Genomic DNA, 26,329 nt, shown 5'->3' with positions numbered 1-26,329 from the left:
TTTTGAAAGGGGACTTATCTTATAATGATTAAGTTTTTATTACCTGCTGTATTCAGCTATTTCATTGGAAGCATACCTTTCTCTTTTCTAACAGCAAAATTTATTGGGGGCATTGATATTAGAAATTATGGAAGTGGTAATTCTGGTGCAACAAATGTTCTTCGAACACTTGGAAAAAAAGCTGGAGCAATAGCTTTTCTAGGAGATTTTCTTAAAGGTTTTATGGTGGCTATTATTGTAAAAAAATTTATTGGAATAGATATAGCTGTCATATGTTCGACTTTCTGTGTAATAGGTCATTGTTATCCAATTTTTCTTGGGTTTAAAGGAGGAAAGGGAGTAGCCACAACAGGAGGGACTATATTTGCTCTTTATCCATTAATAGGAGCCATTTTATTAGCTTGTTTGATTTTAATCATTAAAGCATCACGCATTGTTTCTCTTGCTTCAATTTCATCAGCTCTGTTATTTCCAATTATTTCTTTCATTTTTAAAACTCATAAATACTTCTTAATCTACTCTGTTATACTGGGTCTATTTGTTGTATACAAACATAAGTCCAACATTTCTAGACTTATAGCTGGTAACGAGTCTAAAATAAGCTTTAAAACTCCTACTGATAAAATCCAATAAACTTTATGGGCTATAAAGCCCTTTGTTTTTTTGTATCTACAAAAAATGAGAATCCTTCTATCTGGATTCTCTAGTTTTTGCTATAATCTACCCTATCTTAATACTTGGAAACTGGCGGGAGTACGTGGGAATCGAACCCACCTAAGAGGCTCCTAACCCCTCATACTGGTTTTGAAGACCAGAGGCAACACCAGCCACCATCTACTCCCATATAGCACCTTCATATTGACACTACTACATTATAGCATATTTAATAGATGTGTCAAGGGATATTTTTTACATTTTTCGACCATAAATCCCCCTCAAATAATAGATTTTATAAAAAAGCAAGTTAATATGAGATATTTAAAATCTGTTTGTGTTCTAAAACAGAACATGTGTTTCAAAACAAATCACCCATGGACAAACTGAAATTAAAAATATGTTCTAAAATAGTACATAATACATAAAAATCCTTGTTGAAATATAACATTTATCTATTGTTTTATTCTATATAAACTATTAGTATTCAGTAAAATCAATAGAAACATGACTATACTGTGATATCGGCATAAAAATTGCTATATCATATTTATATATATTTGCATATCTTGAAAATCCTTTTATTGCTCAAACTAAAAAATCTAAAAAGAAAGGAAAATATAGTGGTAATACTTAGTAAATATCTTGACTTTCAAATTAAATTAGAAAATTAAATATATCGAAAATAAATAGCTTTTTAGTTGGCAGTGTCAAAAGAATCATGAAAAATATTTTGGAAATTTATTATTTCTATCTATAATAGGAAATTATAATTTGTTTATAAAATCTTTGTAAAGGTTGAAGCAAACAAGCTTTCATCCTGACCCTGATGAAATTTTAACACAAATATTTAAGCAATTACTAGGCAAAAAGTACAATATAGGGAGGTGAAGCCTAAACCCTTGTAAATACTAGGTTTGCATATATCTTTGACAATACCTTTTAGTTTGAGGAGGGAAAAACATGAATAAAGAAAAGCAAAAAATCAATGGGATTATTTGCAAATTTTTAATATTGCTCTTAGAAAAAAAGGCGACGGATATTTCAATAAAAATCGCTGAATCTCAATTAGAAACTAAAATAGAAATTTCAAGTGAAGAAGTATTTCTTGATAAGGATACCATACACGACATCAAAAAAATATTGAGTATGGAAAGGACTTTAGAAATTGAAAGTCTCTATTGGGGTTTAATAGGTAGCGTAGACAATATATGTAGCATTTATAATCTTCATATAGTTGCAAACATGATTGATGATGTCGAAACATATTATAGTGATAATAAATTTAAAATAGTTTTATGCAGAAAAAAGTAATTTAGTAAAATTTAAGGAGGACTCAATGGTATATATAAAAAAAAATTACAAATTATTTATTGTACTATTCATATTTTGGATGCTACTAACCTTAAGCTTTAATTATTTAAATTTAGCAGCTGGAATCATTATTTGCATTGCTGTTACTAAACTGTCCTACGGAATTGTGTATACCCATCATTCCTTCGTATTTAAGAGTATAAAAATAAGCACCATAATAAAATATTTTATAAAATTAATATTCGAAATTTATAAATCTTCCTTCAGCTATATGCTTTGCATAATAAAAAAAGATTGTATACCCTGCATAGCTGAAGTCGATTTAACTATTTCCGATCCTCTTTTTATAACAATAATATCCAATTCAATTACCCTAACTCCCGGTACCATGACAATAGATGTCAATGATAATAAGCTTACTGTTCTATCTTTAAAAAACTGCTGTGATTATGAGCTCATCAGCGCTGAAATTAAGAATAAATTCGAAAATTTCTTTATTTAAAATGAATAAATCTCTCTAATAAATTCCAAATATTTTACTTTCTTATAAGTATGAAAGGAATGAAAAATAATGCTTCTTCAAATTACCATGGTATTATTAGCAGCAGCTATGTTTGCTAGTCTTGTTAGAATGATAATAGGCCCTACTATATGGGAAAGATTACTTGCCCTTAACCTGATTTCTGCCAAGACTTTACTACTTTTAGTAGTCCATGGGGTATATAAACAGAAAATAATTTTACTAGATATTGCATTTACTTATGGGATCATAGGTTTTTTAACCATAACTCTACTGGCAAGACTTATTTTAGCGGGAGGTAGAGAAAAATGATAGTGAGTGGACTTTTAATTTTGTCTTGGATTTATATTTTATTTGGAATAGTTGGGATATTTCGCTTTTCAAATATGTATTCAAGATTATTAACCAGCAGTAAAATTGATACTGTTGCTTCAATAACTATTCTATTAGCCTTAATCTTTTATAATGGATTTAGTGTCTTTTCATTAAGACTTTTCTTAATATTAATCTTTGTTATAATAACATGCCCTATAAGTAATCATGTTATTGCTAGGTCTGCTTATTTGAATGGAATTATTATAGAGAAAGAGGGAAAAAAATGAATACTTTAATTGGAAATATGATGCAAGTACTTCTAATAATTACTACTATAGTTATAATCAAAAGTAAAAGCAACATAAAATTAGTTGTGTTTTTTTCACTATTTTCTCTTATTGCTGCAATTCTATATTATTTAAACAAATCTCCCGATGTGGCACTTGCAGAGGTGGCAATAGGTAGTGCAATAATGCCCTTAATATTTATTGTATCCATATCACGACAAAGGGAATTCGTAGTTATCAATCACACAGAAGATGACTTTTTAGATAACAAGGTAGGCACGGGATATAATTTACTAATGGATTTTACAAAGTATTATAATCTAAAATTAAGGATATATAATATAGATTTAAATAGTTTAAAGGGGATATTTAGAAGTAGAAACGTTGATTTAATAGTAGAAAAATCTAAAGCAGATGGTAAATATGTCCTAAAGGGTAAAGAAAGTACTGTTCTAATAAACAAGCTTGAACAAATGATTAAAGACATCCCAAACATATATATTATAAAAATAAGCGAGGCTGAGACCTATGATTAAAAAAATCCTCTTATTATCAATGTTTATTGTTCTACTCTTTAATTTTCATACATCGATAGGCGAAATATTAAATTATGTTGATGATTCTAGCAAGGAATATTTTATCCATAATTCAGTTGCTGAAACAGGTTCTAATAATATAGTAACAGCTATTTATCTGGATTATAGACTTTTTGATTCCATTTTTGAAGCTAGCATTCTTCTTATTGTGGTTTCAGGAATAATATTTATCTCAAAAAAGGATGATGAGGTGATGTAGGAATTTGAAAGGATGTGCATAGCATGAGAAATTCCCCACTTTTTATATGTATAAGCAAAGTATTATTCCCCTTTATGGTTCTATTTGGATTTTATGTAATTATAAATGGTCACAGCTCTCCTGGTGGAGGTTTTCAAGGTGGAGCTATTCTAGCTACTGCTGTATTGATAAGCTATTTTATATATCCTGAAAAAATAACAAATCTAAATCTACTAATAAAGCTGGAAAAGCTGTCATTCATAGGAATACTATTAGTTTCTTCCATAGGCTTTTTTACAAAAGGAACTTTTTTTACTAATTTTATACCTGTCCATTACCCAATAGATTTTAAAAAGATATTCCTAATAATGTTAAACCTTTTAATAGGTATAAAGGTTGCTTTAGGATTTGTTACTATCTTCTCAACGTTTATAAAGGAAGGGGAAAGCTGACATATGAGTCCATTACTTTCATTTATTATTGTATTAATAGGCATATATGGTTTAGTTATCAGTAAAAACATTATTAAATCTATAGTATGTCTAAATATTACCCAAACAGCAGTTATACTTTTATTTTTGAATTTTGGTAATTTATCAGATGGAAATATTCCTATAATCCATGACAGTTCAATTAATATTGTTGATCCACTTCCCCAAGCTTTAATGATAACAGCCATAGTCATCGGTTCTTCTATTACTGCATTATCCTTAATAATAAGCATAAAAATTTTTCACTATTATGGAACATTAAACTGGGAAAAACTACTTGAAAGGGAAGGATAAAATGGCATTCATACCTATATATCTAATTTTCATTCCAATAATAGCATCAATGCTAGTATATTTGTTGCATAATAAATATGTAAACTATATAATCTTTGCTGCTCAATTCTTTGTTACATTGCTAGCTTTGAAATACTATAGTATCTATAATGGTCTTACTAAAGCTCAAATACTTTCATTAGGGAATTGGGAAAAAAATATAGGAATAGTCTTAAAAAATGATCAGCTTTCAATAGCCTTCATTTTTCTATCCATATTTATATGGTGGATTATATTAATCTACTGCTGGAATAAAAGAAAAAACGATTTTAAGTTCCTCTTTTTTCTTATGTTTTTAGAGGGTTGTTTTCTAGGATTACTTCAAACCAACGATTTATTCAATTTATTTGTCTTTATAGAAATCATAACTATAATATCAACAATACTAATACTTTATAAAAAGGATGGATATTCTGTCAGGGCAGGCCTTTACTACCTGTTATTTAATAGTACTGGTATGCTATTCTATCTATTAGGATTAATATTAATATACAATGTTTCAGGAACATTAAATATTGATATCACTGCTCAAAAAATTTCAGTGATTAAAGATACTAATTTTATTAAGCTAGGCTATATTTTCATAATGGCAGCTATAGGTGTAAAATCAGCCTTTTTCCCCGTTTTTAATTGGCTTCCAAAAGCCCACGGTGCTGCTCCCTCCTCTATCTCAGCACTACTTTCAGGGCTTTTGGTGAAAAGTGGATTATATGCATTTATCAGATTAAATGATATGTTCAAAATAAAGGGCTTTGAAGACTTCTTTTTCTTTTTAGGTTTTCTTACAGCAATCTGTGGTATAATTTTTGCTTTAAGCCAAAAAGATATAAAACAGATCCTTGCCTTTCATACAATATCTCAAATAGGTATGATACTAATAGGAATAAGTAGCTCAGATAGTAAAATATATATTGGTGGATTAATGCATATTTTTAATCATGCCATATTTAAATCATTATTATTTCTAGGAGCAGGTGCAATAATAAACTCATATGGCATTAGGCGAATTACAGAAATAAGAGGTGTTTTTAAAAGATTACCATTTATATCAATTTGTATGATAATAGGTATGTTATCTATAACAGGTGCACCATTATTTAATGGATTTGTAAGTAAAACTATTATAAAATATGGAATCGGAAAATCTAGCACAAAAATTTTAATGCTTTTTATAATAAACCTAGGTACAAGTATATCATTCATAAAGCTCTCACAAATATTTTGGGGAACATCTGCTAGGGAAAACCATAAAAATATAAATGTTTATTCATCTATGCTCCTGTTAACTATTATGTGTATAGTTCTAGGAATATATTATAAGCCAATAATAATGATACTTTTTGGAGTAAATATCTCTTATATACATGTTTTTAAAATAAAGAATTTTATTAGCTATATATTTACCTTATCAGCAGGATATATAATCTATAGAAAAGCGATAAGAAAAGATCATGAAATAATTCAATATATTAGACATATTAATATCTCCTTTGGAGCTACAAATTTCCTTTTAATAACCTTTGTATTTATAATGATACTATGGGAGGAGATAGGAAAATTTTTATAATTGATGAGTTCCATATGCATAAATATTATTTAGATTTATTTCTCTTATGAATTATTATATAATTATATTGTATATGCTCAGATATTAAAAAGGAGGAAAGTTATGTTTACTTTTGGCCATATTGGAATACCAGTTGTTGACTTAGAGGAGTCTAAAAAATTTTATACAGAAATTCTTGAATGTAAAATAGTAAAAGAATATGATTATCCAGAGATGACTTTAGTTTTCTTAGATGGAGGTGGGACGTATATAGAACTTATATATAAAAAAAACCAAGAAAGAGTTAAGAGTGAAAATCCATCTCCAATAGATCATTTAGCTTTCAAAGTACCAAATCTCGACTCACTAATTAAAAAGCTTAATCAAAATAACATTGAAATATTAAGGGAGCCAAAAATTGTTGGCAAAGCTAGGATATTGTTTTTTAGAGGTCCAAATAACGAAAAATTTGAATTTGTTGAGAGAATTGGTTAAATAATAAATAACATTAATCATACTTGCAAAATAGTTGTGTTATAATTAATCCGTTGTGCTTATTTTTATAGCGTGGGGCTTTATTATTTTGCAAGTATGCTATTATTTTTACTAAAAAACCATCATTACACGGTCTTTTTCACATATCTAGGTAAAGTAGAACCTGCAGTTGGCATTATCATTATCTTTGAATCTTCTCCCAATTCATTTATTGCTGAGTCTAGTGCAGCTTGTACTGACCTAAAGGGTTTAAAGTTAATCCTTGTTACTAATTCATCTTCTAAATCTGATACCATATATATTTTTGCTTTTTGAAGTATCATCGCTATTGCAGCCGCTTTATGCCCTCCCAGCCTAAAATTTTTCTTTATTTCTTCTATCATTTCCTGTGGCGTTTTAGTAAGCATCCATTCTTCAAAGGTTTTTTCTCCAAACCTTTCCTTTGCAGATGCTACTAGTATTATTATCCCCCCATCTCTTACTGCATGCTTTGCATTATCCAGTCCCTTTTGAGATTGATAAATATTAATATCCTTTGGGAATCCTCCTGGCGATACTATTACTATATCTGCCCTATCTTCAATTTGGATTCCATACATTTCATCTAAGTATTTACAACCTTCTCTATGGGCTTTTATGTAGTGTCCAGCTACTGCCTTTACAATTTCTTTTTTGCTATTTAAAACTACATTAATTATAAAATCTATTTTTATAAATTCACCTACTTGATCTATATCTTGTCTTACAGGATTTGTTTCAATATTACCAGCAAAGGCTCCACCTTTTACCATATTTGAGTGATTTACTTGTATCGCCTCATGGCTTGATACACCAGGCATCAATGCCTTAGCTCCACCACTGTATCCTGCAAAATAGTGATATTCTATATTTCCCATACATATTATTCTATCAGCTTCAGCTACAGGTCTAAATATATCTACTGGTGTTTTATTTTTGCATTTACCTAGATTTATGCACTCATTCATATTGCTATCTAGTATTTGTATATTGCTTTCATATATTTTTTCACCTAATAAGCTAATCTTTTCTTCCTCTGTATGTTCCCTATGGCTTCCTAATGCCAACACTATAGTTATATTTTCTTCCTTTATATTTGCTTTTTTTAATTCCCTTATTAATGGCGGCAATGCTATTTTGCTAGGCATAGGTCTTGTTATATCACTTGTTACTATTGCAATTTTTTCACCTTCCTTTACTATATCCTTTAGTCTAGCTGTACCTATGGGATTATTTATAGCCCTTTCTACTTCTTCTTCTCCCTTTAAATCATATTCTATTTCCTTTGGTAATAATTGTCCCATATAATTTTTTTCATCTATTTCAAACTCCACTTCTCCTTTACCATATTTTAACTTATACTTCATATCTTCTCCCCCAATATTTAAAATGTTTTCTATTGATTCAATCGACTAATATAGTCTTCTCTATCTCCTAAGACTATTCGTTTTTGCCCATCTTCATCTATTAATTTCCATGATTGATAGAATGTTATATTCCCATTTGTGTTATTCCTATTATACTTTACTAAAACAATAGTCTTATCACTAAATATCTGTGTATTGTAAAATACAATTTCATAACCCCTTAATTCCTTTATATACTCATCCATAAGCACTCTAAATTCTTGGAATCCAATTCTCATTATGCTTCCCTTATCAAGCATTGAATATGCCTTATCATATCTTTCCATCATTAAGCTATCTAAAAAATCCTTAATAATAGAAAAATAAGTGACATCACTTTTTTTAACTAATTCTTCATTTCTAGAAAATGGTTGGTTTAAAGAATACTCATCATGTGAGAATTGAATTTTTTCACCTTCTACTAATATCTGAACTTTTTGAATATAGTCTAGTTGAGTTAAGGAATTGACAATAGACCATATTATTAAATTTTCTCCAATTTCTTCCCAGTTTTGATTTTCAACATAATCTTTAGAAAAGTTTACATAGCAAATCTTATCTATGGTTTCTATAGAAAGTAGCTTAGTGCTTGGAGGAATAGTAGGCAATAAAGTTTTATTTCTAGGGCCATTGATTAATTCTTCTACAATAACCTTTTCAAAAGCTATGTCCTTTGTAGTTACTGATCTATTTTCAATTGCTAATTCATCTTTATCAATAAAATACAATTTAAACGTAGATGTAATTTCTTCAGGGACTGGAGGTATTGGCCTTACATTATCTGATATACTAATATCTTCTCTAAATGTTACTATTAATAAAATTACAACACAAAATATTAGCAAAAAAACATACAATCTATAAAATGACTTCAAAATAATACCCCCCTAATTTAAACAGCTGCCTTTAAAGGTAATAATATATAAAAAGTAGTTCCTTTATTAACTTCACTTTCAACTTTAATTTCTCCTTGTTGAAGAGCTATAAGCTGTTGAGTAATTGACAATCCCAATCCTGTTCCCCCAGTCTTTCTAGCCCTTGCTTTATCAACCCTATAAAATCTATCAAATATAAAGGGCAATTCGTCTTCTGGAATACCAATACCATTGTCCTTTACTTTAATAACAAAGTTATTTTGTTCAGAATATATTTCGATATGTATTTTACCATTTTCTGGTGTGTACTTTATAGCATTACCTATTACGTTTATAAGACTTTGTTGAACTTTAAACTTATCAAGCATTACCTGTATTTTTTCTTTCTCTACAAAGCTTATCTCAATATTTTTTTTGTCAGCTAAAGGCTTTAAACTACTAATTACCTTTTGAATTAAATAATTAACATATGTTAACTGATAATCTAAATGAATGTTTTCCTTTTCTAAATCAACTAAATATAACAAATTATCAATAATTTTATTTAATCTGTCTACCTCTGAATCAATGTCCCTTAGAAACTCCTTATATATTTCTTTTGGGGTATCATCTTGATGTATCAAAGACTCTGAAAGAACTTTTATTGAACTAAGGGGTGTTCTTAACTCATGGGAAACATTTGCTACAAATTCTCTTCTCTGTTTATCAACCTGTTCAAGCTTGGTAGTCATTAGATTAAAAGCTCTTCCCAAATTACTTATCTCATCGTTGCCATAAACCTCTACTTTTTGATTAAACTTACCTTGAGCCATCTTTTTTACTGCTTCAGTTAATTTTTCTATTGGATTTGAAATAATATCTGCAAAAACAAAACTAATAAAAGCTGTTATTGCTAAACTGAAAAAAGAAAGAATCATAAATTTTTCCATTGTCCTTTTTATGTTTGAAAATATTTCTTCTAAAGAAGATGATATAAAAACTGCACCTAGAATCCTTCCTTTATTTGTAATTGGAACAGCTACATACATAACTCTACCATATTTAGGTAAAAAATGTTGCTTAGCAACATTTTTGCCTAATAATGCAAGGGATAGTTCTTCTTCATTTAATCTTTCACCCTCAAAGGTATTATATGAATCAATTAATATTTTCCCATTTAAATCTGAAACCATCACCCTTGATTTTAGCTCAATGCTCAATCGCATTACTATATCTGTAACCATTTCATTAACATACTTGCTGTTGATTTCATAAATATAGGGTAATAATCTATCGGCGATAATATTACTTTGTGTAAGCAAACTAATTTTCTTTTCATTGACATAGTTTATTCTAAGTGATTCACTTATAAATGAATTTATAAGCAAAATTGTTAAAAATACTAATAACAAATAGGTGGAAACTAGTTTCCACCTTAGTCCAGTAAGTTTTTTATTTCTTTCTAAAATAATAACCAACTCCCCATTTTGTTAAAATGTATTCTGGTTGGCTGGAATTTTGTTCTATCTTCTCTCTCAATCTTCTAACATGTACATCTACCGTTCTTACATCACCAAAATACTCATAACCCCATATGGTCTCTAGAAGTTCTTCTCTAGAATAAACTTTACCTGGATTAGTTGCCAATAGTAGAAGCAAATCAAATTCCTTTGCAGTTAAATTAATTTCCTTACCATTTAGACTAACTTTTCTACCTAGAGTATTAATTGTAAAATCATCTATATTTAGAATATTTGTATGCATTATATTTCCCTTTACGTCTACTCGCCTAAATATGGCCTTAATTCTTGCCTTTAATTCAAGAATATTAAAGGGTTTTGTTAAATAATCATCGGCACCATACTCTAATCCTAAAACTTTACTAGTATCTTCACCCTTTGCAGTTAAAATAATAATTGGTACCATAGATTTCTCCCTTATCTTTCTGCATACTTCCAAACCATCCATTTTAGGCAACATTAAATCTAAAACAATTAATTCATAGCTATTATTAATAGCTTTTTCAAACGCTTCAATTCCATCAACAGCAGTATCTATGTCATATCCTTCTTGCTCTAAACTATACTTTAAACCCTTTAACAATATTTCTTCATCATCAACAACTAAAAGTTTTTTTGACATTAAGTAATCACCTCATTTTTTTCCTTCTATATAAAGATATATAAATGCCCAGTGTTTCTAAGAATTTTAAATGTTTATAAATGAATAATTTCCCTATAACTTATTATTAATCATTAACTTAATATTAATTCTTTTGACATAATGCATTTAAAAAATTTGGGAATATAAAATGTGAAAGAGAAGATAAAGCTAAGAAAGCTATCTACATATTGCATTTCAAAATTATTAGTGTTAATTATGCAAGTTTCTTAATTGTTAATAGTAATAAAAATGATGTTATATTAAAGCTTCAATACTTAATTATACAAAACTCTCTTATCATCAATACGTTTTGTAAATTTAATTGCATCAAAATGTTCTAATAATGGAACCACATATTTCCTAGACGTATTCAATATATCTCTAAACTGTGCTAAGGTTATTTCTTTATTTTCTACTAAATGCTTCTTTAGGGCTTCTTTCGCCTTACTATAAACATCTATGTGAAATAAAATATCTTCACTTACTTTAATTAAAATATTCATATCAATCATAACATCAATAATATCCTTATCCTTTTCATCCAAATCCATAGATTTTAAAACATCCTTTAGCATTGGTGGCTTAAACCCATTATCCCTATATATTTTTGTTATTCTATCTTTAATAGCGGTTTGTTTGCTTGATAATTGAATTTCAAACCCTTTTAAAGCTACCTTATCACCAAAAACATTAACAATGCCATTCTTTTTATAAATTTCAATTATTTCATCAAAAAGCTTTCCTCTAGTATTTTTAAAGAATCTACTTTTTATCTCTTCCTTTGATACTCCTTGTTTTAAAGGATATTTTTTATGAAACTTAGATAAAAAGCTTATAATCTGTTCTTCATACTTTTCAATGAAATCCCTATGAACAAATCTTCCATTAGAAAATTCTACAGCCAATTTCTGTTGTATAAAAGCTATAAAACTCTCCTTAACAATTTTTTCAGATAATCCTGTCTGAACAGATATAAATCTTATGTCTGGAAACTCATTGCTAAATTTCTTTAAAGCACTTTCTATTATTATATCATTATTGCCTTCGCTCTTAACCTTTAATTCATTGATTATATCTTCATTAGACCTTTTATGCTTCACTGCATTGGGGTCTAATATAACTCCTCCACCAATGGTCTCCAGTGGGGAATAAAATCTTACTACAAATCTATCGCCATATTTACATGCAGTTTCCTCTTCTAATCTTAATTGAGCATAACAGCTTTCACCAGGATTTAATTCATCTCTATCAAGTAATACGACTCTACATAAAATTTCTTTAGTTCCATGATAAAATCTTAATCTTGACCAATGCTCTATCTTTCTACTTGAATTTTTTAATAGATTTAATTTAACATCTATGATCATAGTACCTTTCATAGAATTTTCAGCGGCAAGAATATCTCCCCTAGATATGTCTTCTTTTTTTATACCTGTCAAGTTTAATGCCACTCTTTGTCCTGCATAGGCTTTATCAACGGAATTGCCATGGACTTGAATATTTCTAACCTTTACCTCTAAGCCTTTAGGGTATATCATAAGAGATTCTTTTTCTTTAACAGTTCCTTCAATTAAAGTTCCTGTCACTATGGTTCCAAACCCTGATAATGTAAAAACTCTATCTATTGGCAGTCTTAAAGGCTGAGAAATGTTTTTTTCAGGCACTTCTTCAGTAAGTTTTGTTATATACTCTTTAAGTTCATTAATCCCTGTTCCTTCAAGAGATGAAACACAAACAACTGGAGCCTTCTCTAGAAAAGTTCCCTTCACTTTATGTGCTAAATCTTCCTTAACAAGCATTAACCATTCTTCATCTACTAAATCACTCTTTGTTAATACAACAATTCCCTTTTTGACATCTAAAATTGATAAAATATCTAAGTGCTCTTGAGTTTGAGGCATAACACCCTCATCTGCAGCAACAACTAGTAAAACCAAGTCTATTCCGCTTACCCCTGCAAGCATATTTTTAATAAATCGCTCATGACCTGGTACATCAACAATTCCTGCTTTTTTTCCATTTGGCAGCTTAAAGAAAGCAAATCCCAATTCAATGGTTATACCTCTTTTCTTTTCTTCCTTTAGTCTATCTGTCTCTATACCAGTAAGTGCTTTAATTAGGGTCGTTTTTCCATGATCAATATGTCCTGCTGTTCCAATAATAATATTTCTCATATTTTCCTCCCATTTTCAATTGAATTAAGAGTTTTAGCTATAATATCAAATTCTTCTGCCTTTATTGTTCTAACATCTAATAAGACTTTGTCATCATTAATCCTACAAATTATAGGGAATTTATTTTTTCTTAAAAGCTCTTCTAGCCCCTTAGCACTTAAATTCTTTGAATTCAGTGAAATTAGATAAGTAGGCAGGTCTTTTAAAGGCATTGCACCTCCCCCAACTTGTGAATATCCTGGGATAATTTTAGCTGTAATAGTCTTTATTTTTTGTTCTATTTTTCTATGTAAAACTTCTGCTTTTTGTTTAATCTCATCTATATCCATAGTCAACATTTTTAAAGTAGGAATATTCTCTAATGCCATTTTTTCATCTAAATATAATCTAAAGGTCGCTTCTAAAGCTGTTAAAGTCATTTTATCAACTCTTAAAGCTCTTGTAAGTTGATTTTTCTTCATCTTTTCTATATATTTTTTCTTTCCAACTATTATTCCAGCCTGTGGTCCTCCTAGCAGCTTATCTCCACTAAAGGTAACTATATCTGCACCCTTTGAAATACTTTCTAAAACTGTAGGCTCATAGGTTAAACCATATTTTGATAAATCTACTAATGTTCCACTTCCAATATCTTCAATAACAGGTATATCATATTTTTTTCCTAATAAAACCATTTCCTCAATATCTACTTCCTTGGTAAAGCCTAATATTTTGTAGTTGCTTGTATGAACTTTCAATATTGCAGCAGTCTCTTCATCAATATTGTCTTCATAATCAAAAACATGAGTTTTATTTGTAGTTCCTACTTCCTTTAAAATAGCTCCACCTTGAGCCATTACCTCTGGTACTCTAAATGAACCTCCTATCTCTACTAATTGTCCTCTAGATACGATTACTTTCTTATTTGGAGCAATAGTATTTAAAACCAACAATACTGCAGCTGCATTATTATTAACAACCAATGCACCTTCAGCACCAGTTAACTGACATATAATTTCTTCTACATGGGAATATCTGGAACCTCTTTTCCCAGAAGAAATATCGAACTCCAATGTTGAATAATGACTTGCAACATCTATCAAGTTCTCTATAACTTTTTCACTGATTAATGCTCTACCCAAATTTGTATGTAGTACAACTCCTGTTGCATTTATTACTTTTCTTAAACTCATTTGATTTCTTTTTTCAACATCCCATATTATATCCTCAACTAAACTATCTATATTAATTTCAAACTTATCGAACTCGGCTTCATCAGTATTTAGTATAAGCTTTCTTATTTCATCTATTTTATTTCTAATGGAATCGACTATTGTAGTTCTTGGAAATTTTTTTATTAGTTCCTCTATTTTTTTATCATTCAATATTTCATCTACCTTCGGTAATTTAACAAGTAAGTTCTTTTTATTCATCTTTTCACTCCTAAAATCTTTTGATTTTATATCTTTTTTCTATAAAATTATAACACAATTTTTACTTCTTTATAAAAATAAGTTGTACCTTGAAAAAAGAATCCATTATCTTTTAGGGAAAAATCTTTTTAAATTTTACATAGTTTTTTAATATTTTGCAAAATATATTAATATCTCAAAATATAAAAAACAACTTTAGATGTTCAAGCTTTTTAGTAGTTTTTCTCAATAAAAATTTTTTAAACAATAGTTTTAGTAACATTACCAAAATCTAAAATACACATTATATATTAGGAGGTTTTTTATGGATACTTTTAATGCAATTATAAAAAGTATAAACAGTTTTGCATGGGGCGGCTTCATGATTCTATTTTTAGTTGGAACAGGTATTATCCTTACAATTGGGACAAGGGTAGTTCAGTTTAGAAAATTAGGTTATGCCTTTAAACTTCTTTTCTCAAAAGAACATGTAGGTGAAGGAGATATAACTCCTTTTCAAGCATTGATGACATCTCTGGCCGCCACTATCGGTACTGGTAATATTGCTGGTGTTGCAACTGCCATAGCAGCAGGTGGTCCTGGTTCAATATTTTGGATGTGGATTACTGCTGCCTTTGGTGGTGCTACCAAATATGGAGAAGCTTTACTAGCAATCAAATATAGGATTACAAATCAAAGGGGCGAAAAATCTGGTGGCCCAATGTACTACATAAAAAATGGTATGGGAGAAAAATTTAATGGTAACTATGCTTGGCTAGGATGGTTATTTGCTTTATTTGGATTTGTCGCTTCCTTTGGTATAGGTAATATGGTTCAAGCAAACTCAGTTGCAGCATCATTATATACCTCTTTTGGATTAAATCCTAAAATTTCTGGGATTATTATTGCTGCTGCTACAGGACTAGTTATACTTGGAGGAATAAAAAGTATAGCAAAGGTTACCGATAAAATCGTTCCAGCAATGGCCATCATATATATTCTAGGTTCATTATTTATACTATTTAGTAATGTTTCCATGATTCCAACAGCATTTTCTATGATTTTTGGTAATGCTTTTTCTGGAAAAGCTGTTGGTGGGGGAGTAATCGGTACAGTTATCCGGTTTGGTGTTTCACGTGGTGTATTCTCAAATGAAGCTGGTCTTGGAAGTGCCCCAATAGCCCATGCTGCATCTACAAATAATGACCCTGTAAAGCAAGGAATAATAGGCTCTCTTGGATCTTTCCTTGATACATTAGTAGTTTGTACCATGACTGCCCTTGTAATACTGGTTTCTGGTCTTGTTAATATTGGTGCCGATGGTAAAATGGTTATTACAGAAAACCTTAGCGGTGCAGCTTTAACTACTACAGCCTTTGGCAATGCTTTACCTGGTTTTGGCTCATTCATAGTATCCTTTGGTTTAATATTTTTTGCATTCTCAACTATCCTTGGTTGGTACTATTATGGGTCTAAATGTCTCGAATATATAGCAGGAGTAAAAATTATTGGTCTATATAAGATAGCATGGATTATTTTATGCTTTATTGGCTCCTATACATCTCTAGAATTTGTATGGAACATTTCCGATACATTTAATGGATTGATGGCTATACCAAACTTAATAGCCCTATTAACACTAAGTCCACTAATATTTAAAATGACATCTGACTATGAAAAAGGAGAAGGACGCAAATAAAAGCTAGTGTTTCTTGATAAGCATTTAGAAAGAGTAATCTGAAAATAAGCACCCGGATATTTCGAGTGCTTATTTTACTATCAAATATTTTTCTTGTTTTTCTACAACTTCTCCAACAATACTAAATTGGGTTTTCAAGTTTCTATCATAAAACTCCAATAATTTATTTACATTTTCTTTTTCGATAGAAATAAGTAATCCACCTGATGTCTGTGGATCAAATAGAATATCCTTCATATAAACTGGCATATCCTTTTCAAACTCAACATTATCCCCCAAGAACCCTTCATTTCTGTATGCTCCTGCTGGAACTAAACCCATCTGTGCATTCTCTATGGCTCCTTCAATAATAGGAACAGCCTTTGAATCTATTACTATTGATACTTCACTTCCCTTAGCCATCTCAAAAGCATGACCTAAAAAACCAAATCCTGTGATATCTGTACATGAATTAACCTTTGTAATTTCCATTCCCTCAGCTGCAATATCATTCAAACTTATCATTGTTTCAATAGCCTTTTTCTGAATTTTTTCATCGAGCATATCAGCCTTTATCGCCGTATTTAATATTCCAAGTCCTATAGGCTTAGTTAAGACTAACACATCACCAGGCTTAGCATTGGAATTGCTTAGAACTTTATGGGGATGAACTATTCCAGATACAGATAACCCATATTTGGGTTCATTATCATCTACAGTATGTCCTCCTACTAATAATGCTCCCGCCTCTCTTACCTTATCACTTCCACCCTTTAGGATTTCAGCTAATATATCCATAGATAAGCATGTTGGAAAACATACTATATTAAGAGCTAAAATTGGTTTTCCTCCCATTGCGTATATATCACTTAATGAGTTAGAAGCAGCTATTTGTCCAAAAACATAGGGGTCATCTACTACAGGAGTAAAAAAATCTAAAGTCTGTATTAAAGCAGTATCTTCGTTTAACTTATATACCGCAGCATCATCAGATTTGTCTAAGCCTACCAAAAGCTTATCACTTTCAACTGGTGGTAATTGACACAGAACCTGTGCCAAGGTCTCAGGACCTATTTTAGCAGCTCAGCCAGAACTGCTGCTTAATTCAGTTAATCTTTTATGTTTTATATCTTTCAAGCATATCACCTCCGTAAATTTACTTATAGGTCATGACTTTGTTGTCGAAATTGAGATTAATGTTGAGGGTGACATATTAGGGTCAACCTTCTAGGTCTTCATTTAACTCAATAGATAGATATATTAAAACTCCCACTATGGAAACTGGCTTGCTATGCTACATTATTATATTAACATATTTTACTTAACTTTTATACTATCTTTAATTTGTTCAAACTTACTTTGCCCTATGCCACTTATATTCATAATCTCTTCAATGCTTTTAAATCCATTGTTCTTTTGCCTATATTTTAAAATTCTTTCACTTATGGACTCTCCTATTCCATCTAAACTTTCCAATTCTTCCTTTGAAGCAGTATTAATATTTATTTTTTTATCTATTCCTATTGTATCTGAATCATCGATTCCTTCAACATCAATTTCTTGACCAATTTCTGGTATTATGATTTTTTCACTATCATAAACATATTTTGATCTATTAATCTTTAAAATATCAGCCCTATCAGTAAGCCCGCCAGCCTTATTTATTGCATCTATTACTCTATCTCCTTCCTTAAGGATTATTACACCAGGATTTTTAACAGCACCACATATATCGACTTTAATTTTTTTTGGCTCATTTTTCTCTTTTTCTTCTTGTTTATCTTTATTTTCTTTATCTCCTTCTTGATCTCTACTATCGACTTCTTTTACTTCCTCTTCAATTGATATTTTTTGATTAGTTTTATATCTAAATTCATTAACATTTAGAAAAACTATTGAAATTATAAATACTATAATTATGATAATTTCTTTTTTTTCAAGCTTTTTCATGATATAGCCTCCTCTTTTTTACAATTCTAAGGTTAAAATTTTATTATCTAATCCAAGATATATAGTATATTATGGTAATTATTGTTATTATTTCTATATGCTTTTGCTATACCCTTCTTTTTATACATAAATACTTAAAATTTTTTTTTATTTTTGATATACTGTATATAGTGTATTAAAAATCTTCATTATAATTTTCTTAATACTAACGCTCTATGAATTTTTTTATCAGCGTAGTAAACTAGATTTTTATACTTGAAATTTAATATCTATAAAACTAAACTAGAGGTGAAAACATGAGGCGTTTATTTGTAATAATATTTATAGCAACTATTTTAATCACATCAACATTTAATAGCTTTGCAATGATTTTACCTGCTCAAATTGATATTTCTTCAGAAAGTGGTGTGCTGATTGACTTTGAAACTGGAGAAGTTCTCTTTGAAAAAAATGCTCATAAACAAATGTATCCAGCTAGTACAACTAAAATAATGACTGCTATACTAACTCTGGAAAATGCAAATCTTAATGATAAAGTAATTATTGATAAAGAAGCTCCTTTTACCGAGGGTAGTCGTATGTATGTTAAGGAAGGGGAAGAATTTACTGTAGACCAATTATTGCACGCTTTATTAATAGAATCTGCTAATGATTCGGCGGTTGCATTGGCTAAACATATTTCAGGTAGCACTGAAGAATTTGCAAAGTTAATGAATAAGAGAGCTAAAGAATTAGGAGCTCTCAATACTCACTTCACAAATCCCCATGGTTTACCTGATGAAAATCATGTGACTACTGCTTATGACTTAGCTATGATCGCTAAATACGGTATGACTATTCCTAAGTTTAGAGAAATTGTAAAAACCATAAGATATCAAATACCTGCAACAGAAAAAACTCCTGAAATTAGATACTTTAGAAATAGAAATAGACTTCTTCATGGAGTTGGCCCTGGTAATAAGATAAAATATAATGGAGAATGGATTGATATTAAATATGACATAGTTGATGGTATTAAGACTGGTTATACTTCCAAAGCAGGTCAATGCCTTGTCTCTACTGCATTCAAGGATAACAGGAGAGTTATAAGTGTTGTTCTAAAGGCTATTAGAACAAACGTATATTTAGATTCAAGAACATTAATTGACTATGGTTTTAATAACTTCAAAAAAATAAATGTAGTCAATTCTGGTACTAAACTTAAAACAATAGAAATAGAAAATGGAATAGAGAAAAATCTTGATCTTATAACTCAGGATAGTATTTCAAAAATTGTTCCAAAGGATTATAATGAATCTAATATAAAAATGGCTATTGAATTAAACCCAGAGATTAAAGCCCCTATAAGCAAAGGTGAAGCACTAGGTAAAGTTATATATAGCATAAATAATGAAATTATTGGGAAAACAAATTTGATTGCTAAAAATTCTATAGACGAAAAACAAATATATAAAATAGTCAAAAGAATTAAGGACCCAAAAAATATGTCATTTTTCAAAATAGTTCTTGGTATAATTGTTCTTTTTATAATCTGGAGAACAATAGTAACTATAAATAGGATTAGGAGAAAACGCAGAAGATGGAAATGGTAAAAAAAAGCGACCTAAGTCGCTTTTTTTTTACTTCACAATTGCTATCATTTCTATTTCTACATTTACATCCTTAGGTAATCTTGCTACTTCAACACATGCTCTTGCAGGCTTATGAGTATTAAAATATTCTCCATATACTTCGTTTATTCTTCCAAATTGGTTCATATCTTTAATAAAAACTGTTGCTTTTACTACATTTTCAAGTGTTGTTCCTGCTTCTTCAAGAATTGCCTTTGCATTTTCTAAGCATTGTCTTGTTTCATCTTCGATACTTCCTTGTACCATTTCACCAGTAGCAGAATTAAAAGGTATCTGTCCAGATACAAACAATAAATTGCCTGCTAAAATTGCTTGTGAATAAGGTCCAACAGCTGCTGGTGCCTTATCAGTATGTACCACTTTTAAATCCATAATTAAGTCCTCCTATTAATATATTAGAATTTTTATTAAAAAGTAGAATTGAACATAAATCTAATAGGCATATAGGAATGATTTGCATTGATTATTAAAATCAATGTGAATCACTCCCTACACAACTAATATTAAGATTCATATACATATTCCTAATAACATTTTACAACATCTACCTATTTTGTTTCAACTCTAATTTCATCTAAATAGTTGTAAATCGTATATCTGGAAACGCATAGCACTTTTGCAACATAATCTATTGCACCCTTTATTAAAAATGCACCTTGATTATCTAATTTTTTAACTATATTGACCTTCTCTTCTTTTCCCATATATGCAACAGGCTTACCCGTTTCATCCAATGTCTTTTCCACAATATCTATTAATACATCATTTACTCTATTTCCGTTACCTTCATTATCTTTGTCACTTTCATCAACCTCGGTTTTTATTAAATCATCTATTACCTTTTTAGCAACTACTATCTCTGACAAATCAAAGTTTATGCAGAGACATCCTATCACCTCATCATTTTCATCCTTAATAAACATAGTAGATGATTTTAAAATTCTACCTTCAAGGCTTTTTCCAGTATAATTTATTATATTATCCTTTGTATTACCTTTACGTACTGCTTTTAATCCTACTTCCGTCATAGGGCTTCCTACACTTCTTCCTGTAACATGCCCATTTTCTATAGCAATAATAGAACTCTGCATTTTGCTAAAGTCGTGCAGAACGACCTCACAGTTTTTACCAAATGTTTTTGCTATACCTTCTACGACTGGTATATATGTTTTCAATATTGGGTTCAATTTATTATCCATCAAATCCTCCTTTCAAAAACAAATAACTACTTAACTACAATATTAACTAATTTTCTAGGAACGCAAATAACTTTAACAATATTCTTTCCTTCAATAAATGATTTGATCCTTTCGTTATTTAGAGAAAGCTTCTCCAATTCATCTTTTGAAATACTCTTATTAACACAAATTTTATTCCTTACTTTCCCATTAACTTGTATAACTATTTCTATTTCTTCTTTAACTAAGGCTTTCTCATCATATTTGGGCCAACTTTCAGTATGAATACTTGATTCTTTACCAATTATATACCATAATTCTTCTGTAATATGGGGAGCAAACGGACAAAGAAGTACTAATATATTTTCTAAAGCCTTGGTTATTAATTCAGTATTCATTTTCTCTTTATCAATTTCCTTATATTTATATGTTTCATTTACAAGCTCCATTATTGCACTAATAGCAGTATTAAAATTAAATCTTTGACTTATGTCTTCAGTAACCTTTTTAATAGTATTATTAATTACATAGTTTAATTCTTTATCTTCTTTTCCTTTAATTTCAACAGTTCCTTCTATAGATGATACATATTCCTTTAGCTCATATACTAATCTCCAAACTCTATTTAAGAATCTATAGGAACCCTCAACTCCTTTGTCGCTCCACTCCAAATCTCTTTCAGGAGGAGCTGCAAATAGAATGAAAAGCCTTGCTGTATCAGCCCCATATTTAGATATAATTTCCTCAGGACTTACTACATTTCCCTTGGATTTTGACATCTTAGCTCCATCCTTTAGAACCATGCCTTGAGTTAGTAAATTCTTAAATGGTTCATCTACAGGAGACAATCCTATATCATAAAGAACCTTTGTAAAGAATCTTGCATAAAGCAGATGAAGAATTGCATGTTCCACTCCACCTATATATTGATCTACATCCATCCAATAGCTTGCTTTTTCTTTGTCAAAAAGTTCATTCCTGTTTTTAGGGTCTGTATATCTTAGGAAGTACCAGGATGAATCTACAAATGTATCCATTGTATCGGTTTCTCTTTTAGCAATATGTCCACATTTTGGGCAAACAGTATTTTTATATGATTCACTTGTTGTTAGTGGAGATTCGCCTTTTCCAGAAAACACCACATCAGTTGGTAATAAAACTGGCAGTTCCTCTTCAGGTACAGGCACAACTCCACATTTCTCACAATATACTATAGGTATTGGTGTTCCCCAATATCTTTGTCTAGAAATTAACCAGTCTCTAAGTCTATAATTAATAGTCCTCTTACCAAAACCCTTTTCTTCAATAAATTCAATAATCTTATCTGAACCATCAGTATTCTTTAAACCATTAAATTCACCTGAATTTATCATTATTCCCGATTCAGTATATGGCAAATGTAAAGCTTCTACATCATCTAAATCTTCAGGCTTTATAACTGGTATAATATCAATACTATATTTCTTAGCAAATTCGTAATCTCTTTCGTCATGGGCAGGTACAGCCATAACAGCACCTGTTCCATAGTCCATAAGTACGTAATTTGCTATATATATTGGAATTTTCTTGTTATTTAATGGATTAATTGCATATTTCCCAATAAACATACCTTCCTTTTCTGCATCACTAGCAGTTCTTTCAATTTCTGATAAATGCTGCAATTTATCTACGAATTCATTTACTTCTTTCTCATATTCAGTGCCACCTATTAGCTCCCTTACTAAGGGATGCTCTGGTGCTAAAACCATAAAAGTAACTCCATAGGTTGTATCGGGTCTAGTAGTGAATATATCTAAAACTTTATCAGTTCCTTCAATTTTGAATTTCATTTCAGCCCCATGACTTTTACCTATCCAATTTTCCTGCATAATCTTAACTTTTTCAGGCCATCCTTGTAGTTTAGTAAGATCTTTTAGAAGCCTTTCAGCATAATCTGTAATTTTGAAATACCATTGTTCAAGATTTTTCTTGACAACTACAGTATCACATCTTTCACATCTTTCATTGACGACCTGCTCATTTGCAAGGACAGTTTCACAAGAAGGGCACCAGTTAACAGGGGATTTTTTCTTATACGCTAATCCATGCTTATAAAACTGTAAGAATATCCATTGGGTCCACCTATAGTAATCTGGTAAGCATGTAGTAACTTCTCTATCCCAATCATAGCTTATCCCTAGTTCCTTTAGTTGCCTCTGCATTTCAGCAATATTTTCCCTAGTCCATTTATCGGGATGAATATTGTGCTTTATTGCAGCATTTTCCGCTGGAAGCCCAAAAGCATCCCATCCAATAGGATGAAGCACATTATATCCATTCATAGTTTTAAATCTTGCAATAACATCTCCAATTGAATAATTTCTTACATGTCCCATATGCAATTTCCCTGAAGGATAAGGAAACATCTCAAGGCAATAATATTTTTCCTTTTCAAAATTTTCATCAACTTTGAATGCCTTCTTTTCTTCCCATTTGTTTTGCCACTTTTTTTCAATTTCATTAAAATTATATTTAGTCATTAATTTACCTCCTTAAGCTTAATGCTTTCATTGTTTATTAAATATATTAATTAACTGCTTTTTAGATATAAAAAAATAGTACCCGAAATTTACTATCCCTAAAACTATAGGGACGAGATCTCTCCCGCGGTACCACCCTACTTGACACTATGTCCACTTAAATGGTTTTTTAAAGGTAACCAACCTCTCTATATATTTAGGTAAGTTCAAAAGTATTCTAATATCGATTCGCACCACCCATCGACTCTCTGACAGTTATTATAAATAGAAATTTTTAAGATAATAAACCTTTTTTCTGCTTTAATTTCTTATCCAAAATACCTATAAATAATAACCATTAATTAGAATTACTTTCTACTACTCCTATATATAAATATTAAATTTTAAAAACTTATATTATCAATAATTTTAATGATTTTATTATTCCATGTCAATATCTAATTCAACATATTTTGCACCTTTCCAAATTCTTTCTATATCATAAAAGTTTCTTTCATCTTCGATAAAAATATGAACAATTATATCTAAGTAATCCAATAAAATCCAAGTTCCCTCATTATGCCCTTCTTTATGATTTAAAAATTCGCCATACTCATCCAGTTTTTTTTCAATTTCATCAGCTAAAGCAGATGTATGTTTTTTTGAATTTCCTGTTGCAATTACAAAATAATCCGCAAAACCTGATATGTTTGATACATCAAGTAAAACTATATCCTTGCCCTTCTTGTTATATAATATGTCACATATTTTTAAAGCCAATTCTTTTTCCTTTTTTGCCATCCAATTTCCTCCCTTTACATTTAAAAAACAAAGCGTCTTCTAAGCCTAGGCTGTTGACAAAAGTTCAATGTTACAAATTTGAAAACAAGTTCTATTTTTATAGAGAATCCCAAGTAAATTTTAATTTATACATATTAAACTCTCCAGAAATTTTTTATGTGTATAAATTAAAACTTTTTAAAATTAAAATATGCGAATTATTGTTTCCATAATTTCAGCTTTTATCACTACTTAAAATCAAACTATTCCTAGCTAAAATACTATTGGTATGTAAAAGCAATCCTTTTTCGATAACATATTTGATAGAATTATCTAAAGCCATTATCATAGCTTTATCTAAATTATATAATGCTACATTTCTGATTTTATTTACTCCAGGAAATTCTCTGTTGGGTTCTATATAATCTGCTAAGTATATAATTTTTTCAATATCTGTCATATTTACCCTTGCGATTGTATGATACTTTATCGAATTTAATATATCTATATCAACTATTTTAAATTCACGTTTAACTAATTCAGCAGCTATTAATCCATGGGCTAAATCTATTTGTTTATCAATTACTTCATCAATTTTAATATGAAATTTTTTAATATAATGTCTTGCTTCTTTTTTTGATAAATATTTTGCATAATCATGTAAAATAGCAGCAATTCCAGCCTTTTTTTCACATACATTATATATTTTCGCTAGATTAATGGCAGTTTCAAAAACTCCTAATGAATGAATATATCTTCTCTCTGGTAATTTATTTTTTACTACACTCTTTAGAAATTCTATATCTGTCAACTCTTCTTACCCCTCATTAATATTATTATATCCCTTATTCAAAATTAACCTGTCAAGCCAGTAAATAAAATTTTCTGTTTTGAGCTACCTTAAGGGGTTTTAATATTTCATTTGAATGATTTTTATAAATCTGTTTTTTCCCTCAAAATCATATAAAAAAAACGGGTTTATTCCATGAACGAAAAGGAAATATTAAAACTCCCACGATAGAAACTATTACAAGGAATTAAATTAAGCTTCACTTATAAAAACTACTATAGGAATTTAAGTAAAGACTTTAATTTATACATGTCCAAAACGCCCAGAAACGTTGCGTATTTGCACATGTATAAATTAAGTTTTACTATGTAAATTCTATATCAATAGTTTAAACATTTAATAACATAATCTAAGAATATAAAACATATATCTTTATTATTTATTCTTCTAAATAAAGACTATTTTTATATATATAATATTCGACAGATTCAGGTGTGATATATTTTATACTCTCACCTTTTTTTACTCTGTTTCTTATGTCAGTAGATGAGATAGCCAATGCAGGTACAGAAGTTAATATTATATTTCCATTATACTTCTCTTTTAAGTCCTTTATTTTTGACTTCAATTTATCTTCATCTATTCCTGGTCTACTTGCAGCAATAAAATTGCACAAACCTAGAAGCTCCTTTACATTCTTCCATGATTCTAGTTCATATATAGCATCAGCACCTGTAATAAAATATAATTCAGCATTATAATCAACTGTTTCTTTAAATTTTTTTATGGTATTCACCGTATAGGATATACCATCATCTTCAATTTCTATTTTTGATATCTCAAAATATGGATTTGTTATAGTAGCTAATAATGTCATAAAATACCTATGCTTACTACTAGTTATTTTTTTTCCTTGTTTATGTGGCGGAATACCTACTGGTATAAAATATACTTTATCTAGGTTAAATCGTGTCCTTATTTGTTCTGCTAATACTAGATGTCCATAATGAATTGGGTCAAATGTACCACCCATCAGTCCAATTTTCTTCATCTTTCCCTCCAACTTTTTTTTAAAGCTTTAGTGTTCTT

At 29.7% G+C, this 26,329-nt stretch carries 27 protein-coding genes and 1 tRNA gene; 13 read left to right on the top strand and 15 right to left on the bottom strand.

Annotation, left to right across the window (positions count from 1 at the left end; all coding sequences use genetic code 11):
* Positions 1 to 24 precede the first annotated feature (24 nt).
* Positions 25 to 633: a glycerol-3-phosphate 1-O-acyltransferase PlsY gene (plsY, locus tag BUB36_RS06065; protein ID WP_073148042.1), complete on the top strand. Its 609-nt coding sequence runs from the start codon at positions 25 to 27 to the stop codon at positions 631 to 633.
* 112 nt (positions 634 to 745) lie between these two features.
* On the opposite strand, the gene BUB36_RS06060 is transcribed toward plsY, so the two are convergent.
* Positions 746 to 842 (bottom strand) — tRNA-Sec (locus BUB36_RS06060).
* Between the two features lie 775 nt (positions 843 to 1,617).
* On the opposite strand from BUB36_RS06060, the gene BUB36_RS06055 reads away from it, so the two are divergent.
* The 10 genes from BUB36_RS06055 (at position 1,618) to BUB36_RS06010 (ending at position 6,729) form a co-directional block, all read left to right on the top strand.
* Positions 1,618 to 1,968 (top strand): hypothetical protein, encoded by a 351-nt coding sequence (locus BUB36_RS06055; protein WP_073148040.1) that lies wholly within the window; start codon positions 1,618 to 1,620, stop codon positions 1,966 to 1,968.
* Between the two features lie 25 nt (positions 1,969 to 1,993).
* Positions 1,994 to 2,470 (top strand): Na+/H+ antiporter subunit E, encoded by a 477-nt coding sequence (locus BUB36_RS06050; protein WP_073148038.1) that lies wholly within the window; start codon positions 1,994 to 1,996, stop codon positions 2,468 to 2,470.
* A 69-nt stretch (positions 2,471 to 2,539) separates the two neighbouring features.
* The gene (locus tag BUB36_RS06045; protein ID WP_073148036.1) at positions 2,540 to 2,800 is read left to right on the top strand and encodes a monovalent cation/H+ antiporter complex subunit F; all 261 of its coding nucleotides are present in this window, start codon (positions 2,540 to 2,542) and stop codon (positions 2,798 to 2,800) included.
* A complete protein-coding gene (gene mnhG / locus BUB36_RS06040) occupies positions 2,797 to 3,090 on the top strand; it encodes a monovalent cation/H(+) antiporter subunit G (RefSeq protein ID WP_073148034.1) in 294 nt (97 codons plus the stop codon). Before BUB36_RS06045 ends, mnhG begins: the two co-directional genes overlap by 4 nt.
* Complete coding sequence (locus BUB36_RS06035; RefSeq protein ID WP_073148032.1) at positions 3,087 to 3,626, top strand: Na(+)/H(+) antiporter subunit B; 540 nt, start codon at positions 3,087 to 3,089, stop codon at positions 3,624 to 3,626. The genes mnhG and BUB36_RS06035 overlap by 4 nt, the downstream gene beginning before the upstream one ends.
* 19 nt (positions 3,627 to 3,645) lie before the next feature.
* The gene (gene mbhE / locus BUB36_RS06030) at positions 3,646 to 3,885 is read left to right on the top strand and encodes a hydrogen gas-evolving membrane-bound hydrogenase subunit E (protein WP_242655731.1); all 240 of its coding nucleotides are present in this window, start codon (positions 3,646 to 3,648) and stop codon (positions 3,883 to 3,885) included.
* Between the two features lie 23 nt (positions 3,886 to 3,908).
* Entirely contained in the window at positions 3,909 to 4,316 is a 408-nt protein-coding gene (locus tag BUB36_RS06025; protein ID WP_073148028.1) for an MnhB domain-containing protein, read from the top strand.
* A 3-nt stretch (positions 4,317 to 4,319) separates the two neighbouring features.
* A complete protein-coding gene (locus tag BUB36_RS06020; protein WP_073148026.1) occupies positions 4,320 to 4,649 on the top strand; it encodes a sodium:proton antiporter in 330 nt (109 codons plus the stop codon).
* 1 nt (position 4,650) lies between these two features.
* Entirely contained in the window at positions 4,651 to 6,255 is a 1,605-nt protein-coding gene (locus BUB36_RS06015) for a complex I subunit 5 family protein (RefSeq protein WP_073148025.1), read from the top strand.
* A gap of 102 nt (positions 6,256 to 6,357) precedes the next feature.
* On the top strand, positions 6,358 to 6,729 hold the full coding sequence (locus tag BUB36_RS06010; RefSeq protein WP_073148024.1) for a VOC family protein: 372 nt from the start codon (positions 6,358 to 6,360) through the stop codon (positions 6,727 to 6,729).
* Between the two features lie 125 nt (positions 6,730 to 6,854).
* On the opposite strand, the gene BUB36_RS06005 is transcribed toward BUB36_RS06010, so the two are convergent.
* The 6 genes from BUB36_RS06005 to selA all read right to left on the bottom strand — a co-directional run bounded on the left by BUB36_RS06005 (position 6,855) and on the right by selA (position 14,756).
* The gene (locus BUB36_RS06005) at positions 6,855 to 8,114 is read right to left on the bottom strand and encodes a nickel-dependent lactate racemase family protein (protein WP_073148023.1); all 1,260 of its coding nucleotides are present in this window, start codon (positions 8,112 to 8,114) and stop codon (positions 6,855 to 6,857) included.
* Positions 8,115 to 8,143: 29 nt separating this feature from the next.
* Positions 8,144 to 9,028, bottom strand: coding sequence for a GerMN domain-containing protein (locus tag BUB36_RS06000; protein WP_073148021.1), 885 nt, complete (start codon positions 9,026 to 9,028; stop codon positions 8,144 to 8,146).
* Between the two features lie 17 nt (positions 9,029 to 9,045).
* Positions 9,046 to 10,485 (bottom strand): sensor histidine kinase, encoded by a 1,440-nt coding sequence (locus BUB36_RS05995; protein ID WP_242655730.1) that lies wholly within the window; start codon positions 10,483 to 10,485, stop codon positions 9,046 to 9,048.
* The gene (locus BUB36_RS05990) at positions 10,460 to 11,149 is read right to left on the bottom strand and encodes a response regulator transcription factor (RefSeq protein ID WP_073148019.1); all 690 of its coding nucleotides are present in this window, start codon (positions 11,147 to 11,149) and stop codon (positions 10,460 to 10,462) included. Before BUB36_RS05990 ends, BUB36_RS05995 begins: the two co-directional genes overlap by 26 nt.
* 296 nt (positions 11,150 to 11,445) lie before the next feature.
* On the bottom strand, positions 11,446 to 13,344 hold the full coding sequence (gene selB, locus BUB36_RS05985) for a selenocysteine-specific translation elongation factor (RefSeq protein WP_073148017.1): 1,899 nt from the start codon (positions 13,342 to 13,344) through the stop codon (positions 11,446 to 11,448).
* Positions 13,341 to 14,756, bottom strand: coding sequence for an L-seryl-tRNA(Sec) selenium transferase (gene selA / locus BUB36_RS05980; RefSeq protein WP_073148015.1), 1,416 nt, complete (start codon positions 14,754 to 14,756; stop codon positions 13,341 to 13,343). Before selA ends, selB begins: the two co-directional genes overlap by 4 nt.
* Before the next feature lie 304 nt (positions 14,757 to 15,060).
* On the opposite strand from selA, the gene BUB36_RS05975 reads away from it, so the two are divergent.
* Complete coding sequence (locus BUB36_RS05975; protein WP_073148013.1) at positions 15,061 to 16,434, top strand: alanine/glycine:cation symporter family protein; 1,374 nt, start codon at positions 15,061 to 15,063, stop codon at positions 16,432 to 16,434.
* A gap of 69 nt (positions 16,435 to 16,503) precedes the next feature.
* Here BUB36_RS05975 and selD read toward each other — a convergent pair whose 3' ends face one another.
* Both selD and BUB36_RS05965 read right to left on the bottom strand, forming a co-directional pair.
* Positions 16,504 to 17,541, bottom strand: a complete 1,038-nt coding sequence (selD, locus tag BUB36_RS05970; protein WP_084111773.1) for a selenide, water dikinase SelD — start codon at positions 17,539 to 17,541, stop codon at positions 16,504 to 16,506.
* Positions 17,542 to 17,730: 189 nt separating this feature from the next.
* A complete protein-coding gene (locus BUB36_RS05965) occupies positions 17,731 to 18,363 on the bottom strand; it encodes a helix-hairpin-helix domain-containing protein (RefSeq protein ID WP_073148009.1) in 633 nt (210 codons plus the stop codon).
* A 296-nt stretch (positions 18,364 to 18,659) separates the two neighbouring features.
* On the opposite strand from BUB36_RS05965, the gene BUB36_RS05960 reads away from it, so the two are divergent.
* A complete protein-coding gene (locus BUB36_RS05960; RefSeq protein ID WP_073148007.1) occupies positions 18,660 to 19,955 on the top strand; it encodes a D-alanyl-D-alanine carboxypeptidase family protein in 1,296 nt (431 codons plus the stop codon).
* A gap of 27 nt (positions 19,956 to 19,982) precedes the next feature.
* Here the strand turns inward: BUB36_RS05960 and BUB36_RS05955 are convergent, their stop codons facing one another.
* The 6 genes from BUB36_RS05955 to nadD all read right to left on the bottom strand — a co-directional run bounded on the left by BUB36_RS05955 (position 19,983) and on the right by nadD (position 26,291).
* Complete coding sequence (locus BUB36_RS05955; protein WP_073148005.1) at positions 19,983 to 20,366, bottom strand: RidA family protein; 384 nt, start codon at positions 20,364 to 20,366, stop codon at positions 19,983 to 19,985.
* Positions 20,367 to 20,542: 176 nt separating this feature from the next.
* Positions 20,543 to 21,193: a helix-turn-helix transcriptional regulator gene (locus tag BUB36_RS05950; RefSeq protein ID WP_073148003.1), complete on the bottom strand. Its 651-nt coding sequence runs from the start codon at positions 21,191 to 21,193 to the stop codon at positions 20,543 to 20,545.
* A gap of 26 nt (positions 21,194 to 21,219) precedes the next feature.
* Entirely contained in the window at positions 21,220 to 23,691 is a 2,472-nt protein-coding gene (gene leuS / locus BUB36_RS05945) for a leucine--tRNA ligase (RefSeq protein ID WP_073148001.1), read from the bottom strand.
* Between the two features lie 420 nt (positions 23,692 to 24,111).
* Positions 24,112 to 24,471, bottom strand: a complete 360-nt coding sequence (gene rsfS / locus BUB36_RS05940) for a ribosome silencing factor (RefSeq protein WP_073147999.1) — start codon at positions 24,469 to 24,471, stop codon at positions 24,112 to 24,114.
* 214 nt (positions 24,472 to 24,685) lie between these two features.
* On the bottom strand, positions 24,686 to 25,261 hold the full coding sequence (yqeK, locus tag BUB36_RS05935; RefSeq protein WP_073147997.1) for a bis(5'-nucleosyl)-tetraphosphatase (symmetrical) YqeK: 576 nt from the start codon (positions 25,259 to 25,261) through the stop codon (positions 24,686 to 24,688).
* Positions 25,262 to 25,679: 418 nt separating this feature from the next.
* Entirely contained in the window at positions 25,680 to 26,291 is a 612-nt protein-coding gene (gene nadD, locus BUB36_RS05930) for a nicotinate-nucleotide adenylyltransferase (RefSeq protein WP_073147995.1), read from the bottom strand.
* Positions 26,292 to 26,329: the final 38 nt, after the last annotated feature.

The organism is Paramaledivibacter caminithermalis DSM 15212 (assembly GCF_900142245.1).
GTDB classification, from domain to species: domain Bacteria; phylum Bacillota; class Clostridia; order Peptostreptococcales; family Caminicellaceae; genus Paramaledivibacter; species Paramaledivibacter caminithermalis.
Note: the sequence above shows the minus strand (reverse complement) of the source record. Positions and strands in the feature narration are given on the sequence as shown.

Coding starts and splice junctions, on each gene's coding strand:
- plsY (WP_073148042.1), top strand. CDS start 25: ATGATTAAGTTTTTATTACCTGCTGTATTCAGCTATTTCATTGGAAGC.
- BUB36_RS06055 (WP_073148040.1), top strand. CDS start 1,618: ATGAATAAAGAAAAGCAAAAAATCAATGGGATTATTTGCAAATTTTTA.
- BUB36_RS06050 (WP_073148038.1), top strand. CDS start 1,994: ATGGTATATATAAAAAAAAATTACAAATTATTTATTGTACTATTCATA.
- BUB36_RS06045 (WP_073148036.1), top strand. CDS start 2,540: ATGCTTCTTCAAATTACCATGGTATTATTAGCAGCAGCTATGTTTGCT.
- mnhG (WP_073148034.1), top strand. CDS start 2,797: ATGATAGTGAGTGGACTTTTAATTTTGTCTTGGATTTATATTTTATTT.
- BUB36_RS06035 (WP_073148032.1), top strand. CDS start 3,087: ATGAATACTTTAATTGGAAATATGATGCAAGTACTTCTAATAATTACT.
- mbhE (WP_242655731.1), top strand. CDS start 3,646: ATGTTTATTGTTCTACTCTTTAATTTTCATACATCGATAGGCGAAATA.
- BUB36_RS06025 (WP_073148028.1), top strand. CDS start 3,909: ATGAGAAATTCCCCACTTTTTATATGTATAAGCAAAGTATTATTCCCC.
- BUB36_RS06020 (WP_073148026.1), top strand. CDS start 4,320: ATGAGTCCATTACTTTCATTTATTATTGTATTAATAGGCATATATGGT.
- BUB36_RS06015 (WP_073148025.1), top strand. CDS start 4,651: ATGGCATTCATACCTATATATCTAATTTTCATTCCAATAATAGCATCA.
- BUB36_RS06010 (WP_073148024.1), top strand. CDS start 6,358: ATGTTTACTTTTGGCCATATTGGAATACCAGTTGTTGACTTAGAGGAG.
- BUB36_RS06005 (WP_073148023.1), bottom strand. CDS start 8,114: ATGAAGTATAAGTTAAAATATGGTAAAGGAGAAGTGGAGTTTGAAATA.
- BUB36_RS05990 (WP_073148019.1), bottom strand. CDS start 11,149: ATGTCAAAAAAACTTTTAGTTGTTGATGATGAAGAAATATTGTTAAAG.
- selB (WP_073148017.1), bottom strand. CDS start 13,344: ATGAGAAATATTATTATTGGAACAGCAGGACATATTGATCATGGAAAA.
- selA (WP_073148015.1), bottom strand. CDS start 14,756: ATGAATAAAAAGAACTTACTTGTTAAATTACCGAAGGTAGATGAAATA.
- BUB36_RS05975 (WP_073148013.1), top strand. CDS start 15,061: ATGGATACTTTTAATGCAATTATAAAAAGTATAAACAGTTTTGCATGG.
- BUB36_RS05965 (WP_073148009.1), bottom strand. CDS start 18,363: ATGAAAAAGCTTGAAAAAAAAGAAATTATCATAATTATAGTATTTATA.
- BUB36_RS05960 (WP_073148007.1), top strand. CDS start 18,660: ATGAGGCGTTTATTTGTAATAATATTTATAGCAACTATTTTAATCACA.
- BUB36_RS05955 (WP_073148005.1), bottom strand. CDS start 20,366: ATGGATTTAAAAGTGGTACATACTGATAAGGCACCAGCAGCTGTTGGA.
- BUB36_RS05950 (WP_073148003.1), bottom strand. CDS start 21,193: ATGGATAATAAATTGAACCCAATATTGAAAACATATATACCAGTCGTA.
- leuS (WP_073148001.1), bottom strand. CDS start 23,691: ATGACTAAATATAATTTTAATGAAATTGAAAAAAAGTGGCAAAACAAA.
- rsfS (WP_073147999.1), bottom strand. CDS start 24,471: ATGGCAAAAAAGGAAAAAGAATTGGCTTTAAAAATATGTGACATATTA.
- nadD (WP_073147995.1), bottom strand. CDS start 26,291: ATGAAGAAAATTGGACTGATGGGTGGTACATTTGACCCAATTCATTAT.